The following is an 18,640-nucleotide window of genomic DNA, read 5'->3' as shown; positions in this document are numbered from 1 at the left end:
ATATACAAAACAATTTGTTAATTTACAAGATTTCAGCGACAATTAATGAAGAAAAAGCTCAGTTTCGCCATTTTCGGCAATGAATACCAGACGAAGAAGTCTTCGGCAGTCCGCAGTGTGCTCTCGCTTCTTGAGGAGCGCGGTGCGAAAGTCTACATGGAACGTCTTTTCCATGATTTCCTTGTTTCGGAGCAAGGTCTGCTGTCCGGTGTGGCGGGAACGTTCACCGAGCTGGACTTTGATGTTGACTTTGTCGTTTCGATGGGTGGCGACGGCACATTCCTTAAGGCTGCCAACATGGTTGGTGAGCGCAAAGTGCCCATTGTTGGCATAAACACGGGGCGTTTGGGCTATCTTGCTGATATTCCTGCTTCTGATGCGGAGCTGGCGTTTGAAATGCTCTATTCCGGGGATTTTGTCACGGAAAGCCACGCTGTCATCGAGGCGGAACTGTCCGTGGAAAGAGGTGGCTGCCATAGGGTTGCCGTGGAGCATGCGCTGAACGACATTGCTGTGCTGAAGCAGGACAATGCCTCAATGATAACCATTAATGCGAGGATTGGCGGCGAACCGCTGGTGACCTATATGGCTGACGGACTGATAGTCTCCACACCGACAGGCTCGACGGCTTACTCATTGTCGAACGGCGGCCCGATAATCATGCCGCAGACGGATGTCATGTGCCTTACGCCTGTTGCGCCACACAGCCTGAACATCCGCCCGATTGTCGTCCCTTTGTCGACAGAGATAGAGCTGGAGGTCGAGAGTCGCTCGCATAAGTTCCTTATTGCCGTGGATGGCCGCTCGGAGAAACTTCCCGAGACGACGCGCATCACTGTCCGCCGTGCGGCGTATGATGTGGCGATTGTGAAGCGCAAGTCAAGCAATTATGTTGACACTCTGCGCACGAAGATGATGTGGGGCGCCGATGTCCGCTCGTGAGAAAGTTTTTGATGTGCAGCTGTTATGGAAATTCTGAGTAGGATGATTATGGATAAATCAATTGGCATATTGGACAAGGATTACGCTTTATGGATAAATGACCTTGTGAAGCGTTATCGTGGCAGCCAAATCAAGGCGGCAATAAAGGTGAACAGGGAACTGCTTGGCTATTATTGGGAACTTGGCAAGGATATTGAGGAAAAGCAAGTGGAAAATAAGTATGGCAGTAAGTTCTACGCCACACTGAGCCGTGATTTGCGCCATGAAATGCCTGATGTCGAAGGACTTTCTGAGACATCCATTCGCTATGCGAAACGTTTCTATACCCTTTACAAGCAGCAGATTGCAATTCTTCCACAAGCCGTGGAAGAATCCGAAAAGGCAAATCTTCCACAACTTGTGGAAAGATTGTATTCCGACTTGTTCTCAATACCTTGGGGACATCACCGCTATATCATAGACAAATGCTCGCATGATTCCGACAAGGCCTTGTTCTATGTTCGTCAGACATTGGAAAATGGCTGGAGCAGGGATATGTTGCTCAACATGTTGGGTACGAATCTCTATGAACGCAGCGGAAAGGCTTTGACAAATTTCAGGAACACACTCCCTGATGCGGACAGTGACTTGGCACAGGAACTGACGCGCGATCCCTATGACTTCTCTTTCACAGGTTTGCGTGGAAAGTACAATGAGCGCAAACTGAAAGACACATTGCTGACAAACATTACAAACTTCTTGTTGGCGCTTGGCACAGGGTTCGCTTATGTGGGCAAAGAGTATCGTCTGCAAATTGCTGAAAAAGAAAAGTTTATTGATTTGTTGTTCTACAATCTGAAATTGTCTTGCTATGTTGTGGTAGAGGTGAAAATCGGAGAATTCGACTTTGCTGATGCCGGTCAGTTGGGCGGTTATGTTGTAGCTTGTAACCACCTTCTTCGTAAGGAGGGACGCGATAATCCGACGATAGGGCTGCTTATCTGCAAGCAAAAGAACAACACTTTGGCTCAATATGCGCTTGAATCAAGTAGCCAGCCACTCGGAATATCAGAATACGAGCTTGAAAAACTATATCCGGAAAAGGTTGAAGGTACAATGCCGTCTATCAAAGAGATAGAGGCGAAATTAGATAGCCAAACAGACTGTTAGATTACAATTAGGAAGCATGATGTAGTGTAGAAACTGTGTTTCATATTGGAATCCAAAGATTATTTAAGATGTTTTGCTGTAAATGTAGGAATATGTTGAAAAAGCAGGGAAGGGAATCAAAAGGTTATATGAAGACAGAGCGTCCCATTTGGGATATCGTGAAGTGGCTGTGGGGCAGGGCGCAAGGCAACCGCCTCCAGACATCGGTAAATGCGCTTTTGGGCGTGGCACAGGTTGCCATGTCCCTGCTCTCCGTCTATGCTGTGAAGCGTGCGATAGACATTGCATCGCATGCGAGGGAAGGCAGCCTTTACACCGCGGTGCTGCTTATGGGTGGCATCGTCCTTGCGGATTTTGCGCTTGGAATAGCCGGGACGTGGGTGAGGAGCATCCTTGGCGTGCGTGCACAGAACAGGATGCAGAGACAGATGCTTGAACGTGTCCTGCGCTCCGAATGGCAGGGGAAGGGCGCACACCATAGCGGCGATGTGCTTAACCGCCTTGAAGGTGATGTCACGGCGGTTGTGGTGTTCCTGACGGAGACTATTCCCGGTGCGCTGTCGACACTGCTTCTTTTTGTAGGAGCTTTCTGCTATCTTTTTTCCATGGATAGGACGCTGGCGCTTGTCACGGTCATCATTGTGCCTGTCTGCGTTATCCTGAGCAGGGTGTATGTCAGGAAGATGCGCCGTCTGAACCGTGATGTGCGCGATTCTGATTCAGGAATACAGTCGGTGATGCAGGAGATTGTGCAGAACATGCTGGTGATAAAGACATTGGAGAGCAGCGGGCTGATGCTTGGGCGGTTGTCGGAGGCGCATGCAGGATTGCGCCGCAATGTGGTGCGGAGGACATGGTTCTCTGTCCTGTCCAATCTCACCGTGAACCTCGGTTTTGCGGCGAGCTATCTTGTGGCGTTCGGGTGGAGTGCGCTGCGCCTTTCAATCGGCACACTGACATTTGGCGGCATGACAGCCTTTCTCCAGCTTGTCAACAAAATCCAGTCGCCTGCTCGCAATCTTGCGCGCCTTGTGCCACAGACCGTCGGTGTGCTGACGGCTGCGGAACGCCTGATGGAACTGGAGGCTGTGCCGGAAGAGACAGCAGGAGTGCCTGAAGTGCTTCATGCCCCTTGCGGTGTGGAGTTTGTGGGAGTGACATTCCGATATGAGCCCGGCGGACGCGATGTATTCAAGAATTTCTCCCATACGTTCCGCCCCGGGACTTCCACAGCGGTGATTGGCGAGACAGGAGCCGGAAAGACAACCCTCGTCCGCCTTATGCTTGCACTTCTCCGCCCTACGGAGGGCAGGGTGGCGATAGGAGAGACAAGGCTGGAACTCACAAACCTCCACAGATGCAATTTTGTCTATGTCCCTCAGGGCAACACATTGATGAGTGGCACAGTCCGCGAAAACCTTCTGCTCGGAAAGCCCGATGCCACCGATGAAGAACTCCGTGAGGCATTGCGGAAAAGCTGCTGCGAGTTTGTTTTTGAAATGGAGGACGGCATGGAAACCCTTTGCTCCGAACACGGTGGAGGGCTGTCTGAAGGTCAGGCGCAGCGTATTGCCATTGCACGTGCATTGCTCCGCGACCGTCCCATTATGCTTTTCGACGAGGCAACTTCCGCCCTTGATCCGGAGACAGAGCGCCGCTTGCTGGAGAATATCCGTGCCATGAGTGATAAAACCCTGATTTTCATAACCCATAGGATGGCAGTGTGTGATTATTGCGATGATGTGCTTAAGCTCGAAAAACACATTTGCTAAGCCAACAAGAAATGTTTTGTAAATCTGCCAATTGGAACTTGAGAGCTATAAGTGGCTCCATCATTAATGTCATACCGAAAAAAACAATAGGAACCATGCAAAGTTCGCATAGTTCCTATTGTTTTTATTAAGTCTTAATAATTACTCTGGTGCATTGTCAGAGAGAGGGTCAAACAGACCGTCAGCGTTGCGGCTCAAATCGTGCCATCCAACAGTCTGATGCAGTGTAACGTTGGTTTGCATACAGTTTCTCTTTAATCCGAAGAAATAATATTCCGGACGGAAATTGATAGTGAATGCATCATCATTACCGTCAAGGTTATTATCCTTGCGCTGGAAATTCTGCTGCCAGTACTCCGCCATTGCCTGCACCTTAGCATCGGCATATACGCCATTAGTGTATGACATATCCTCGTCAAGTGTAAGAGCTGTCGGGCGGTCTGTTGCATGTGGATCGCTTGCATCATCCTTAGTTGCAGTTGTCTTGCAATAGATAATAATACCATGACGCTTTGTTCCGTTAAGAGGTTTCACACCAAGGAAATTGCAAGTGTTGCCACCAAAACCTGTAAGTTTCCAAGATGACTTGATAGCCTCCTGACCCACACCTCCGTCGAAGAGCATCCAACGGCGCATATCGTCGAAGCGCTTGCCTTCGTAAGCGAGTTCTATCTGACGCTCGTAAAGAGCTGCTGCAAGAAGACCGGCACGGTCACTGGCTGTAATACCACAGTCGCCTGTATAACCAACACGTCTGCGAACATCTCTAAGCGCCTCAACAGCATCATTGAGTTTGCCAGCTCCGGCAGCTGCTTCAGCAAAGTTGATGAGAACCTCTGTGAAACGCATTGTTATAAGAGGTGCTGCACATTTCTGGAATCCCTTAGGATTTGTTGAAGAAGAAGAGAACACGTAGAACTGTGTGTTGTTCAGATGGTAGTCATCAGAACGCTTGCGCACATAGATTGCAGTATTTCTTGTCTTCAGGAGGTCTGGAGAGTAGCCGCTTGCAGAAAGGCTTTCCTTGTCACCATCATTGTCGTACCATGTATAGCTCCAGAGCTGGTACTTGTTACCTGTAGGATACTTGTCTCCAGGAACAATTGATTTAAGGTCGTCACCATTCAGAGCAACACCGTTCTCGTTAAATTGCCATTCTACTCCTGGGAATGCGAATGTGCGATAGAAACGCGGGTCACGGTTAAGCCAGAAATTCAACTTGTCATAATTAATGGAGCTCTTGCTCGGCTGCAAACCGTCAGCCATAGGGAAAAGGTCAATCATTTCTGCTGTTGGAGCATAGCCACCGCCACCATTAGTGTTGGTTGGGCGAATGTTATGTTCCCAGTTATTATACTTTCCGTAGTTTGGCTGTCCGGAGACATTGTCCTTTGTATTATGGAGGGTGACAAACACAGCTTCGGAGACGCTGCCATCACTACCAATATAGTTCATCCATGTCTTTGCCCAGTTTGCTGCATTCTTCTCACCGCCATTAGCTTCGTAAGTGAGTCCGAAATTACCTTCTTTGAGTTTTTCCAATGCAGCTTTTCCAGCCTCATAAGCAGCCTCCCAACGCGCCTTGTCGTCAGAACGGTTGAACAATGGAGAAGCGTAGAAAAGAAGTGCTTTTGCCTTCATTGCGAGAGCGAGACCGGATGTTATGCGTCCGAAATCGTTTGCCTCATCCACCCAACGTGCCGGCAACATTTCAGCTGCGCGTTCGAAATCTTTGACGATAAAGTCAAGAGTTTCTTTTGTTGTAGCACGTGGAACGATAAGATTCGAACCACCTACAGGGTTCTGTACATGGTCAATGAGACATACACCGCCATAAAGTTTCCACATAAGGTAGTACTGATACCCGCGGAAGAAATAAGCCTGCCCCAGGAGTTTGTCCTTGTCCTCCGGACTAATGCCATTGGAAGCTGACACACCTTCTATGACATCGTTACACTGGCGTATATGTCCCCATGGAGAATAAACATCGTTAGCTACATAGAAATAGTCATACAAATCACTGTTATCGTATGTAAGAATGACATTAGGGTCTACCCATGATGAGAATCCACCATACTCCTCTGTACTCTTCGACCACTTGTCCGGAGTGCCCACTGATGTCACATCGTTGATGTTGCCAATGCCATTGCCATCAAATTTGGAACCGTTTGGCAGCATCTGAAAATAGATGTTGTCAACACGTTCCCTTGCAGCTATTATATTATCATACACTTTATCCTTGTCGAAGTTCCCATAGTTTTTCTTTTCCTCAAGGAAATCATCACTACAAGAAGAAAATCCAATGCAAACTGCAGTGCATGCTATGAATAATTTAATTGATTTCATAATCTTATGCTATTAATATTTCTTTTTCCTGTACAAACTTAGAATGAAACATTCACACCGACTGTAACCTTGCGCAGGTTAGGATATGTGGCATATCCGCCGGCATAGGAAGCCCAGCTCTTGTCAGGATAGTTGTTAATAAAGTTGATTGCATTCTGCACAGTCACATTCCAACGTACAGAGCTCAATCCGATAGACTTTATCCACTTGCTTGGCATTGCCCATGCGAGTGTAATGTTTCTCAGACTCACCTGCGCTGCACTCATCAGCCAGAATGAGGAATTCTGTGTGTTAATTGAAGCATACGAAGAGTTCATGTTTGGGAACATTGCTGTACGGTTGGCCGCAACAATAAGGTTTCCTGAAGCATCGTAAATATCCTCATAGCAGAACATGTCGCTGAATGCAGAAGGAAGGTTCACATATTCATAAGTTCCGTAGTTGTCATTACCAGCCTTTCGGAAATCTGTAGAAACAAGTGTCTTTGCTCCCCAAGATGCTGCCAGTTGTGCTGTCAGTGACAGGCTCTTCCAGCTGCCGCCAAAGTTGAGTGTGAATCCGTAAGGGTTGCTTGAATGCTCTGACAGACGGATATAGTCATTCTTGTCTATCTTTCCGTCAGCAGGTCCGTAGGTTCCGTCACCGTTATTTGTACCTCTCACATCCTCATAGATGAGCATACCTGGATGGACATCTGCCTTGGTCTTGCCAAGGTAGTCGGTGATGTGATACTTGTCAAAGTACTCCTCAATCTGCTGATAGCTGCGGAACATACCGATGCACTTCAATCCCCATACACCGCGGTCTGCACGCTGTCCATAAACAACATCATCGTATTCTGGAACAGCAGGGAAGTTTGTTGCAAGCACTTTGTTGTCAGAGTATCCTGTATTGATTTTTGCCCAATAGGTAATGTCCTTTCCTATCTTATCGCGCCAGCCAAGAGAGAGTTCCCAACCCCATGAGTCTACCTGTCCATAATTCTCTGGAGTAGCCTGTGTTCCGACTGTTGTAGGATATTCAGATGTACCGGTGCGTGTTGCGAAGAGGTCGCGTCCACGGTCATAGTAGTAGTTAATGCCGGCTGAAAGACGTCCGTCAAGGAATCGCATATCTACACCGATATTTGTCTTGTATGTTGTATCCCAGTGGACATCAGGGTTGACGCCTGCCTTTGGCATTGTAAGACCATAACCCACATTTGATGTTTGTCCGTTTGTACCAAAGATGGCACCCTTGTCAGGTTCACGGTTATAGAGCTGCGCCCAAAGCCACGCCTTGATATTGTCGCGTCCCATCATACCCCAGGAAGCTCGGATTTTCAAGAAATCCATCCATGATACTTTTTCCTTGAACCATTTCTCCTCAGATACAACCCAACCTGCAGAAATAGAAGGGAAATATCCCCAATAGTTGTCAGGGTGGAACTTTGTTGAAGCATCAGTACGCATAAGGAATTCGAAGAGGTACTTTCCTGCATAAGCGTAATTGAAACGTCCGATATACGACAGCATAGCACTTTCTGAGCGTCCGAAAGCTGTTGTTTGGTCACCGGCTCCGGAAGAAGACTGTCCATCCTGGTATGGGATAAGATCAGTGATGTTGCCCCACAAGTTCTCACCCTCAGATTCGCTCTTTTCTACGGAGAAGAGAGCACTTACATCATGTTTGCCGAATTGACGAGCATACTGAAGGGTGAAGTTCATCTGATAGCGTTCACTTTCATCCATGCTGCGTCTCAAGTATCCTCCGTCAGCATCAGTTATGCGCTGAATGCCAAGGGTGCTTGAATCATATATAGGGTCTACGCCATCAACCGTAGTATAGAGGTGATTTCCTGAACCGGTACGCTGCAGTAACCTGTACACTGCAATGTCTGTACTTATGGTGTTCACTTTGCTGTTTGATATCGTCTTTGAGTAAGAGAACTTGGCAGTCAACCCTTTCAAAGGTTTTATCCAACCCAAATCAAATTCAAGTGCTCCATTGATATTCATGTTTGAGCTGCGTGTCTTCACATTATCAGAAGAGTTCTGCACAGCATCATAGTTGTAAAGATTACGTTCGCTCGTCTGTACCACATTCTCCATACCGGAGTAGATGATTGGATAGCCGTTAACCATTGTTGGAACAAACGGCAAATGTGTGGCGTTCCAACGATAGTCATAATTGTTGCCACCACCGGATGGAGCATTCGCTGTCACACGTGTTCCGTAGTCACCGCTGACTTGAATTGTTGTCTTGACATACTTGCCAATCTTTCCATTCACACCGGCACGGTAATTCCAGCGGTCATAGTCAAGACGACCAATGTTGCCCTCCTGATTGAAATAGCTGACACTTGCGAAATATGTAGCTTTGTCTGTACCACCGTTAAGGTTGATGTTGTGGCGATGTGTGAGTGCAGCGCTCCAATTCTGTTTAAGCAAGTCGTAGTTCAAACCTCTTATAGCCTCCATTTCGTCAAGCTGGAACAACTGAGTGCGCATTTCTATATTGTCCTGTGTTGATGTATTGGCAGCACGCATTGTGTTGTACACACGAGCATAATCGTACGAGCTGAGCATTTTAGGAGTATAGAGGGCGTCTGTCCAACCGAGCTGTCCTGAGTAAGAAATCTTTGGAGCATTCACGCTGCCCTGCTTTGTCTTGACAAGAATCACACCGTATGCAGCACGGGCACCATAAATCGCAGCAGAAGCGTCCTTCAGCACAGAGATGCTCTCTACCTCTGAAACATCAAGGTTATTGAAGGCGTCCTCGGTAGAGATGAATCCATCAATGACATACAATGGTGAAGGGTTTGCGTCACCACCACGCGATGCATCAGGTGTAACGGATGTGTTCACAGAACTCTGGCGAATCTGCAGACTTGGAGTGTCTCCCGGACGTCCGCCGGCCTGGCTCACACTAACACCATTGAACTGTCCGGCAAGAGCATCACCAAGGCTGCCGACTGAAAGATCCTGAATTTCCTTAGGATTGATGGTTTCGATTGCACCTGTCACATTCTTCATCTTCTGTGCACCGTAACCTACTACCACAACTTCTTCCAAACTTTGCCTGTCTTCCTGCAAGGCAACCTTTCCGCCGGGAGCAGTAGTTAACGGAAGATAACCAATATAAGTGATTACCACCTTTCCGCCCTTAGGCACGGAAATTGAGTAATTACCGTCTATATCTGTAATTGTGCCAGCTCCTGTGCCGGACTTTCCGGCAACCTTTACAGTAGCACCAATGATAGGCTCACCAGTCTCGTCAACAACGGTGCCTTTGATCATTTGGTTCTGTGCAAGGGCTGGCGATGACAGCATTGTCATCGCACCTGCACACAAACTGATTATAATCTTCTTTTTCATATATTATTGTTTTCGGTTATTAAAGTTATTCTGCTTCAACTTCCGGCAGCCAGCGTGGGTCACCTGTTCTCTTTGCCAACTGCTCTGAGCCGTTTACTTTGAAGTTGCCACTCGCAGCATTCTCGAACTGTGGGTCTGATTTTATCGCAGTTCCGGAAGTGTCATACTCATCATTTTCAAAATCGCCTTCGTACATATAAGTATTGTTCTTGAATGTAATGTCATCAGCCGCATCCGGTTTGTTTCTGATAAAGCGACGAGCGACATCTTTATTTCCGCAGTCAAGGAATATGCATGACTGCATATTGAACACGGCCCACTTATGAGCATTTCCGATACCATCATAGTTAGCCCACTGACCACCTTTGCAGACATTGTAGAATGTGCTGTTGCTGAAGTTTACAGATGCCTTTGCATAGCCATAGCGATCAGGACGTCCGCTGTTGTTATAACGAATCATGAACTTTGCCTTGCCCTTGGCTGTTGTTGGATTTGTCCATATTGTAGTGTTCATCATAGAGAAATCCTTGATAAAGCCCTTGTAGGAGTTTATCAGTGCATTTTCCTTAACGCTATGCTCTGACGATGTTACAAGTTCTATAACACAATCCTTCACAGTAAGGGCACGCAATCCATAAGCGACTTTATTGCCATCAAAGAAGATATATCCGGGCAGTCCCTGTATGTTAAGTCCCTGAAGAACGATGTTGTCTTGGATATCATAGTATGTGCTCTTATACTCTCCCTCTTTCTGTATGCCCTTGATAGACTCATCAGGAGTTTCGCTGAGTTGTATGACAGATGCTGTGCTTGATGTCTGTGCGGAACAATCGATGTTAAGGTTTTTGAGAGTACATCCTGTATAAGTTGTGATTTTTCCTTCAGCTCCATATACAACAGTTGCCTTATTGGCAGAAGCAGTTCGGATTGTCACTTTTTTATTGGCGAATTCAACAAGCCTGTTAAGCGTATACATACCGCCGGGAACGAGGTCATAACATACCATTTCAGTTGCAGCTGACTCTGGGATAGAGTTTTCAGCGAAATAGTCCGCTATATCTGAGCCTGCAGGGATAGTTCCCACTGATGGCAGGAAAGTTGTAAATTGCAGTGTTGCGGCTGTCTCAGCATCCTTGTTGTTCAGTTCTTTGTCACCCAATGTTCTGAGAGATAAAGTATAGTTTCTGTCTTCATCGCGTGCCAAAGTAACAGAACATCCGTCAACGTTCTTGTTCATAATCTCAATGGTGTTTCCTGGGTCTGTCACATCAGTGACAATCAGTTCATAGCCACCGGCCCCATATACGACTGGCCATGCGATAGTCTGCTGTGTACCGTCAGTACTTGCTGTAACAGTGATTTTTGCTGCATCAGGAGAAACCATAGTCTCATTTCTCACATCAGACGAATAAACTTCGTCACCGTCATAGACATCGGCGCAAGAAGCAAGTGTCATGATTCCAATGCATAGTGTGGGGAAAACAAGGGTCTTTCCCCGCAAAAACAAATTGTTTTGTCTCATAATACTATTAATTTAATTATTACTGTTGTTTTTAGTCTGTTTGATAGGTAATGGATGGCATCGTATGCCATCTTTTTCATAGGTTTTTGTTTGTTAGATTATGAATTTATTGTTATTGATTAATCTGTTATTCGGGCAATCAGGTTTCTGCGGCGGGCATGTCCTGCATGCGTTGTGTCCTTGTCCCCGTGCATTCCTGCCGGATGCCATGGAGCTACTTGCGCGTATTGGCGATCACCTCCTTTATATACGCCACATTGTCGCCGTAGTTGCCGCGGACATTGCGGACATCCTTGGCATTGCGGGAGCGTTCAACTGTGAGCCAGCCACGGTAGCCGATCTTGTTCAGTACTGTCACTATTTCAGGAAGATTCACTTCCGGGTCATGGCGCAGTGTCACGCTGTCGGTGTTTGAGACATGAATCTGTGCGATGCGCTCCTTTCCAAGCTGCTTCAGTTCCTTGGCAATGTCCCAGCCGTTGTCGCAGGCATCCTGCACATTGTAGTAGATCTTCACGCCCTTGCTGTCCACCTTCTTGAGCATCCTGACGCCGAACTTGGCAGGCATTGCCGTGCGCACGCCGATTACAAGCCCTCGCCTGGCAGCCATCTCGCCAACCTCATGGAGACGCTTGCAGAGAGTCTCGTAAGCCTCGCCCTTTCCAGTTTGCCATTCCCTCCCTGAGCCTCCGAGCGGCAGGAATGCCGTCTTCGCGCCGAAAAGCTCCATTGTGTTCAGGCAGTCCTCTATGAGAGCCTTGTAGTTATCCCTTTTGAGGAAGCTCTGCGCGAAGAACCCGGACATCGCAAAGGATGATACCCTGATACCCAGGGAATCCGCAGTTCCTTTGAACTTCGCGACATCGGAAGGGTCGGTACGGAACCTGTTCTCGAACAGCACCCGTTTCCCGAGCGGTCCCATATCCATCTCAAGGCCGTCGGCATGAATGTCCTTTGACAGTGTTATTGCCCCCAGCTTCTGGCGTTTGAGCATCATCCAGTCACAGCAGCTCACCCCCTCGATCTGTGCGGATGATGGAAGGAAATGTAGCGACATGAGGCACAGCGCCAATATACGTGTTTTAAGTTTCATCAGTCTGTATGATTTGTCTAAGTTTTTTTTGAAAGGTCTTCACGCAGATTGCGCAGACGAGCGCAGGTTTATTGGCAAGCGAACATCTGCCAGCGGCAATCTGCGGAATCAGCGCGAGCACATGTGCCACCCCGCAGGAGTAAAGACTCTGTATTATCGCAGAGCTTCCCCCGCCTTCACCCCTTACTTCTTGAAGTACTCGAGGTCGTTGATGTAAAGCTCTATGTTCATATATCCGCTTTCCGCCAGCTTTGTTGCATCGGAAGCGTCGTTAGGGTTAAGCCCGTGAGCCTTCTCCCAATCGTCCGGCATGCCGTCCCGGTCAGAATCCACACGCGGCGTTCCCTTGTATTCCGGAAGCCCTCCCATCTGGTCAGGGTGTGTTATGATACCCATCTTGTACGAGTCGGCAGGCAGCCTGCGCTTGACGTAAGGGCTTGTGAACGGCTTCGCCTTCTTTGTGTAGTCAAACTTTCCGGTCCTCACGCTCCGTATGACCTTCTCGTCCACGGCGTCACGCTTAGGCAGCGTCGCCCCCACATTTGCGAGTACATATTCGTACGCCTCATGCGCGGTCATCACATTCTTAGGCTCTTTATATTTAAAAGGTGCGTCCNCCTTGAGCAAGGAGCGTATCTTAGCGTTGTCCCCCATTCCTTTCGGCTGCACTCCTCCGTTCCAGTTGTCGGCGGAGACCTCCGGGTATCCCTCTACGAAATTTCCGCAGACATATGCCTTTCCCCACTTGTCCTGCGTCTCCTTCGAGCGTCCGTGCTCCGGCTTGAGTATTCTGTAGCATATCTCCTTGCTGATGTTGTATCCTGTCACAGGCCCCGGCTTGTAGTAGTTGTTTATGATGTTGTACAGCGATGTGTTGTCGCCTCCGTCAACAGAGCGGTTCCACCAGTTGAATATGACATTGTTGACAAGGTTGAAGTCCCCGTTCATCGCGATAGAAGGGTTTCTTGAAATGTTGTTTGCGAAGAGGTTGCGTGTGAAGAGTGAGTTGTATCCACCTATAGAAGCTCCGAAGGCATGGTTGTATAGGTCGAGTCCGTGCGCGAAGATGCAGTCCTGTATGGTGATGTTTACCGTTGCGAGCTTGTCCTGCTTCCCGTTGTGCTTCGCGTACACATGGCGGTACATGGACATGACCTCGTCAAGACCCCAAGACGCGGAGCCGCTTTCCCATGCAAAAGGTTACCTTTTGCATGGGAAAGCGCCACATTTAAAACATTATTTAGACTTTTTTATACCCATTAAACATTACATCCTCAAAGAATTTAACAATAATGTCATTATAGATAAAGGCTGATTTCCATGCAAAAATCCACATGAGTTTTCTTATGTTCTATTTATCATAATGTGTAAAACAAGTCTTTTTTTAGTGAAAAATCATGCTTCGTACCGGCAAAAATATCTTTCCATAATGCCAAAGGTAACCTTTTTCACTGTCAAAGGATACCTTTTCCTACCTGAAAGGTAACGAATACCACCGCAAAATGGCATCATTTTCGCAATAAAAGATAATAAAATGCAGGGCATTTTGATACACAAGAGCACACAACTACATATATCTTACTGATTTGCAACACAATAAGCCAGTCCACAAATTCCTTATGATTTTCGGATTTTTTCCTTTCAAAAAATCTACAAACAATTCTCAGAGCGCGAAAATACCGTGAGTTTTCTTATTTTTCCATTGAAGCCACATTAAAACATACTATCAAGCAGAATTTTATCAAAATGAATTCCAGAATACGATAGTATGCTTGTTTTGACCGGATGCCAGCAAATGAAAATGGGAGAAAACACTAAATTCCATATGCAAGTGCAGTACTTCATCTCCCGTTTCCCTGTGCGCTTTAAGGCGGGAGAACGGGAGATGAAGTACTGCACTTGCATACGGAATTTAAAAAGAATCAACAGAAAAATAAAGAGCCTGGCATGACTTATTACCACAAACTCAAACTTTTCAAAGCACTTTTCGCAAGTTTGCACTTGCTCCCTTAATCTGCATTTTTTTTGATTTTACAGTGATTTTTATAAAAAACGCACATAAAATTTGTAGTTTTCAGTTAAATGTTGTATCTTTGCAAAAGAAATATCAAACTAACCTGAAAATCATTTGTCACATTGCCGGGCGTGGTTAAGTCCACGCCCCTTTATGGTAAAACAAAACGTAATGAACATTATTGTAAAAGGAAGAAAAATGCTAAGGACGGCAGTTCTGATGAACGTTTCCGTCTTTACTTTTGGCATTGCTAATGCACAGTATCCAACAATCCCGGACTCCGTGAAAGCACGCGGAGCACAAGAAGAGGCTCAGTGGGACGCCCTTAATGAGGCGGCATGGGCGAAAGCTACGCCAAAGGTCATGGAGGGAATCTTCATTGGAAAACCTTTCGTGCCACAGGCTAATGACCCGTCCGACCTCAAACAGGCTGCTATCCCTGCATTCCCTGGTGCGGAAGGCGGCGGCATGTACTCTTTCGGAGGACGTGGTGTCAACTATCTCGGTGTCCCTGTGGAAAGCAAGGTTTATGTCGTAACATCGCTTGCTGACTCCGGCCCCGGCACCCTGCGTGAGGCTTGTGAGGCAGGTGGACCACGTGTCGTTGTGTTCAATGTCGCAGGTGAGATAAAACTGAAGCGCCCAATCAACATTGTTGCACCATATATAACTATCGCAGGACAGACCGCTCCGGGCGATGGTATTATCGTTACCGGTGAGACAATGGCAGTGGACACCCACGATGTCATTGTCCGCTTCATGCGCTTCCGCAGAGGGGCGCTGGACGTGGCACACAGAGATGACGCCTGCGGAGGAAACGGTATCGGAAACATCATCTACGACCACTNGCTCCGCGTCTTGGGGTCTTGACGAGGTCATGTCCATGTACCGCCATGTGTACGCGAAGCACAACGGGAAGCAGGACAAGCTCGCAACGGTAAACATCACCATACAGGACTGCATCTTCGCGCACGGACTCGACCTATACAACCATGCCTTCGGAGCTTCTATAGGTGGATACAACTCACTCTTCACACGCAACCTCTTCGCAAACAACATTTCAAGAAACCCTTCTATCGCGATGAACGGGGACTTCAACCTTGTCAACAATGTCATATTCAACTGGTGGAACCGCTCTGTTGACGGAGGCGACAACACATCGCTGTACAACATCATAAACAACTACTACAAGCCGGGGCCTGTGACAGGATACAACATCAGCAAGGAGATATGCTACAGAATACTCAAGCCGGAGCACGGACGCTCGAAGGAGACGCAGGACAAGTGGGGAAAGGCATATGTCTGCGGAAATTTCGTAGAGGGATACCCGGAGGTCTCCGCCGACAACTGGAACGGAGGAGTGCAGCCGAAAGGAATGGGGGACAACGCTAAGATACGCTCCTTGCTCAAGGCGGACGCACCTTTTAAATATAAAGAGCCTAAGAATGTGATGACCGCGCATGAGGCGTACGAATATGTACTCGCAAATGTGGGGGCGACGCTGCCTAAGCGTGACGCCGTGGACGAGAAGGTCATACGGAGCGTGAGGACCGGAAAGTTTGACTACACAAAGAAGGCGAAGCCGTTCACAAGCCCTTACGTCAAGCGCAGGCTGCCTGCCGACTCGTACAAGATGGGTATCATAACACACCCTGACCAGATGGGAGGGCTTCCGGAATACAAGGGAACGCCGCGTGTGGATTCTGACCGGGACGGCATGCCGGACGATTGGGAGAAGGCTCACGGGCTTAACCCTAACGACGCTTCCGATGCAACAAAGCTGGCGGAAAGCGGATATATGAACATAGAGCTTTACATCAACGACCTCGAGTACTTCAAGAAGTAAGGGGTGAAGGCGGGGGAAGCTCTGCGATAATACAGAGTCTTTACTCCTGCGGGGTGGCACATGTGCTCGCGCTGATTCCGCAGATTGCCGCTGGCAGATGTTCGCTTGCCAATAAACCTGCGCTCGTCTGCGCAATCTGCGTGAAGACCTTTCAAAAAAAACTTAGACAAATCATACAGACTGATGAAACTTAAAACACGTATATTGGCGCTGTGCCTCATGTCGCTACATTTCCTTCCATCATCCGCACAGATCGAGGGGGTGAGCTGCTGTGACTGGATGATGCTCAAACGCCAGAAGCTGGGGGCAATAACACTGTCAAAGGACATTCATGCCGACGGCCTTGAGATGGATATGGGACCGCTCGGGAAACGGGTGCTGTTCGAGAACAGGTTCCGTACCGACCCTTCCGATGTCGCGAAGTTCAAAGGAACTGCGGATTCCCTGGGTATCAGGGTATCATCCTTTGCGATGTCCGGGTTCTTCGCGCAGAGCTTCCTCAAAAGGGATAACTACAAGGCTCTCATAGAGGACTGCCTGAACACAATGGAGCTTTTCGGCGCGAAGACGGCATTCCTGCCGCTCGGAGGCTCAGGGAGGGAATGGCAAACTGGAAAGGGCGAGGCTTACGAGACTCTCTGCAAGCGTCTCCATGAGGTTGGCGAGATGGCTGCCAGGCGAGGGCTTGTAATCGGCGTGCGCACGGCAATGCCTGCCAAGTTCGGCGTCAGGATGCTCAAGAAGGTGGACAGCAAGGGCGTGAAGATCTACTACAATGTGCAGGATGCCTGCGACAACGGCTGGGACATTGCCAAGGAACTGAAGCAGCTTGGAAAGGAGCGCATCGCACAGATTCATGTCTCAAACACCGACAGCGTGACACTGCGCCATGACCCGGAAGTGAATCTTCCTGAAATAGTGACAGTACTGAACAAGATCGGCTACCGTGGCTGGCTCACAGTTGAACGCTCCCGCAATGCCAAGGATGTCCGCAATGTCCGCGGCAACTACGGCGACAATGTGGCGTATATAAAGGAGGTGATCGCCAATACGCGCAAGTAGCGTGACGGGAGACCGGGAGAGTATTCCCGAATAACAGATTAATCAATAACAATAAATTCATAATCTAACAAACAAAAACCTATGAAAAAGAAAATGAAACTCTTAGGACTATCGGTCCTATCAGCAAGTCTTCTCTTCGTATCGTGTGCTCAGGACGGGTTTGATGAGGAAACGTTCGCATCTTCCGTCACGAACACTCAAATGCTCTCGCCAAATATGGATGAGGTAAACATTGTATCCTCTCCGGACGGAGCAATGACAATTGTATCATGGCCAGTTATACACGGTGCTGCTGGATACAAGGTCAGAGTTGAGGATGTAACAATGTCTGAAAATCCAGTAGTTCTTGTTAACGACAGTATCATAGATGGCTGTTCCTTCTCAGTAAAGCGTGAGGAAGATAAGAATTATAGATTGAGTATTCTTACATTGGGCAACGCAAAGTATAACAATAAAGATGCTGAGACGGCATCGGTAAAGGCATTCAATTCTTTTGCAGAGTCATTTGCGACAATACCTGCAGGCACAGACATCGCAGAGTGGTTTGCGAACAATCCTATTCCAGCCGACAAGGTTGGTGAAATGCTTTACTATGACCTTGAGCCAAATGGAGAGTACACATTGAATGCACCTGTAAATTTCTCTAATCATCTTGTCACCCTTCGTACTACAAGCAAAGTTGATTTTGCAAAGATAACTATAGAGGGAGACGCTGGATTTATTACGGCAAGAGGTATGGGGTTGAAATATTTGGATATCAACTGCACTAATGCAAACAAGTCTCTTATTCAGTTGTCTACGGAACCTGATGATGCAATAAAAGACCTTGTTGGTACAAAAGGTGCTTATTTCATAGAAGACCCTATATCACTTCGCTCATGTAGAATAACAGACCTTGCAACAAGCCTTATAACAAGTAATAAAAAATATTATGTTGTACGTAATTTCCTTGTTGATGACTGTGTTGTAAAGTTGAACAAGACAACAAATGGTGATGCTATCATTAATTTCAATAGCGCCGGTTATGCTACAAACTATGTAATATCTAATTCTACTATATGGGAAAGTGGTACAAAAAATGATTATTTCTTCTCACAGTATGGTGGTCGTCCGAAAGATATTTCTCCTGAAGGTAAAGAGAAGCAGATAATGTCTATAAAGAACTGTACACTGTATAATGTTTCCAAGAATAAGAAATTTAGTAATCAGAGTCAGAAAGGACAGAATTTCAATGAATATTATGTAACAAACTCTATTATTGTGGACTGTGGTACAAACAAGTTTATTCCAGGTCTTGTTGAACAGCAATCAAAGAACCCTACTTGTGAATATTTTAACAATACCTATTTCTACAATGGTGTAGAGGTTAGTGCAAATAATACAGGAGATGGTTGTGACAACAGTGGAACTGCAATTGTTGATGACCCTGCATTCAAAGATCCAGCGAATGGTATTTTCACAGTAGGCGGTGCCGGACAAATCAGCAAGAGAACCGGTGACCCACGTTGGTTGCCAGCCGAATAATGAGTGGAGTC

General features: G+C 47.3%; 9 protein-coding genes and 2 pseudogenes. 6 read left to right on the top strand and 5 right to left on the bottom strand.

Translation table 11 applies throughout. The annotated features are described in order from the left end of the window. Positions 1–45: 45 nt before the first annotated feature. The 3 genes from HPS57_RS08350 (at position 46) to HPS57_RS08340 (ending at position 3,863) form a co-directional block, all read left to right on the top strand. Positions 46–942, top strand: coding sequence for an NAD kinase (locus HPS57_RS08350; RefSeq protein WP_172182076.1), 897 nt, complete (start codon positions 46–48; stop codon positions 940–942). A 48-nt stretch (positions 943–990) separates the two neighbouring features. After that, a complete protein-coding gene (locus HPS57_RS08345) occupies positions 991–2,091 on the top strand; it encodes a PDDEXK nuclease domain-containing protein (RefSeq protein WP_172182073.1) in 1,101 nt (366 codons plus the stop codon). A 128-nt stretch (positions 2,092–2,219) separates the two neighbouring features. Next, positions 2,220–3,863, top strand: coding sequence for an ABC transporter ATP-binding protein (locus HPS57_RS08340; protein ID WP_172182398.1), 1,644 nt, complete (start codon positions 2,220–2,222; stop codon positions 3,861–3,863). Between the two features lie 141 nt (positions 3,864–4,004). Here HPS57_RS08340 and HPS57_RS08335 read toward each other — a convergent pair whose 3' ends face one another. From HPS57_RS08335 to HPS57_RS14340, 5 genes and pseudogenes are all read right to left on the bottom strand, one after another. After that, on the bottom strand, positions 4,005–6,209 hold the full coding sequence (locus HPS57_RS08335) for a RagB/SusD family nutrient uptake outer membrane protein (RefSeq protein WP_172182071.1): 2,205 nt from the start codon (positions 6,207–6,209) through the stop codon (positions 4,005–4,007). Between the two features lie 38 nt (positions 6,210–6,247). After that, positions 6,248–9,568 (bottom strand): SusC/RagA family TonB-linked outer membrane protein, encoded by a 3,321-nt coding sequence (locus HPS57_RS08330; protein WP_172182068.1) that lies wholly within the window; start codon positions 9,566–9,568, stop codon positions 6,248–6,250. 25 nt (positions 9,569–9,593) lie between these two features. Next, complete coding sequence (locus tag HPS57_RS08325) at positions 9,594–11,090, bottom strand: DUF4992 family lipoprotein (RefSeq protein WP_172182065.1); 1,497 nt, start codon at positions 11,088–11,090, stop codon at positions 9,594–9,596. A gap of 214 nt (positions 11,091–11,304) precedes the next feature. Further along, positions 11,305–12,183: a sugar phosphate isomerase/epimerase family protein gene (locus HPS57_RS08320; RefSeq protein ID WP_172182059.1), complete on the bottom strand. Its 879-nt coding sequence runs from the start codon at positions 12,181–12,183 to the stop codon at positions 11,305–11,307. Between the two features lie 183 nt (positions 12,184–12,366). Continuing rightward, positions 12,367–13,362: pseudogene (locus HPS57_RS14340) on the bottom strand (polysaccharide lyase); the annotation flags it as partial. Between the two features lie 1,033 nt (positions 13,363–14,395). On the opposite strand from HPS57_RS14340, the pseudogene HPS57_RS08310 reads away from it, so the two are divergent. The 3 genes and pseudogenes from HPS57_RS08310 (at position 14,396) to HPS57_RS08300 (ending at position 18,629) form a co-directional block, all read left to right on the top strand. After that, positions 14,396–16,043 (top strand): annotated as a pseudogene (locus HPS57_RS08310) (polysaccharide lyase). A gap of 183 nt (positions 16,044–16,226) precedes the next feature. Continuing rightward, positions 16,227–17,105 carry a sugar phosphate isomerase/epimerase family protein gene (locus HPS57_RS08305; protein WP_172182059.1) on the top strand — a complete coding sequence of 293 codons (879 nt, stop codon included), beginning with the start codon at positions 16,227–16,229 and terminating at the stop codon, positions 17,103–17,105. An 81-nt stretch (positions 17,106–17,186) separates the two neighbouring features. Further along, entirely contained in the window at positions 17,187–18,629 is a 1,443-nt protein-coding gene (locus HPS57_RS08300) for a DUF4992 family lipoprotein (protein ID WP_172182057.1), read from the top strand. Positions 18,630–18,640: the final 11 nt, after the last annotated feature.

It is taken from the genome of Palleniella intestinalis (assembly GCF_013166595.1).
Classification (GTDB): Bacteria; Bacteroidota; Bacteroidia; order Bacteroidales; family Bacteroidaceae; genus Prevotella; species Prevotella intestinalis.
Note: the sequence above shows the minus strand (reverse complement) of the source record. Positions and strands in the feature narration are given on the sequence as shown.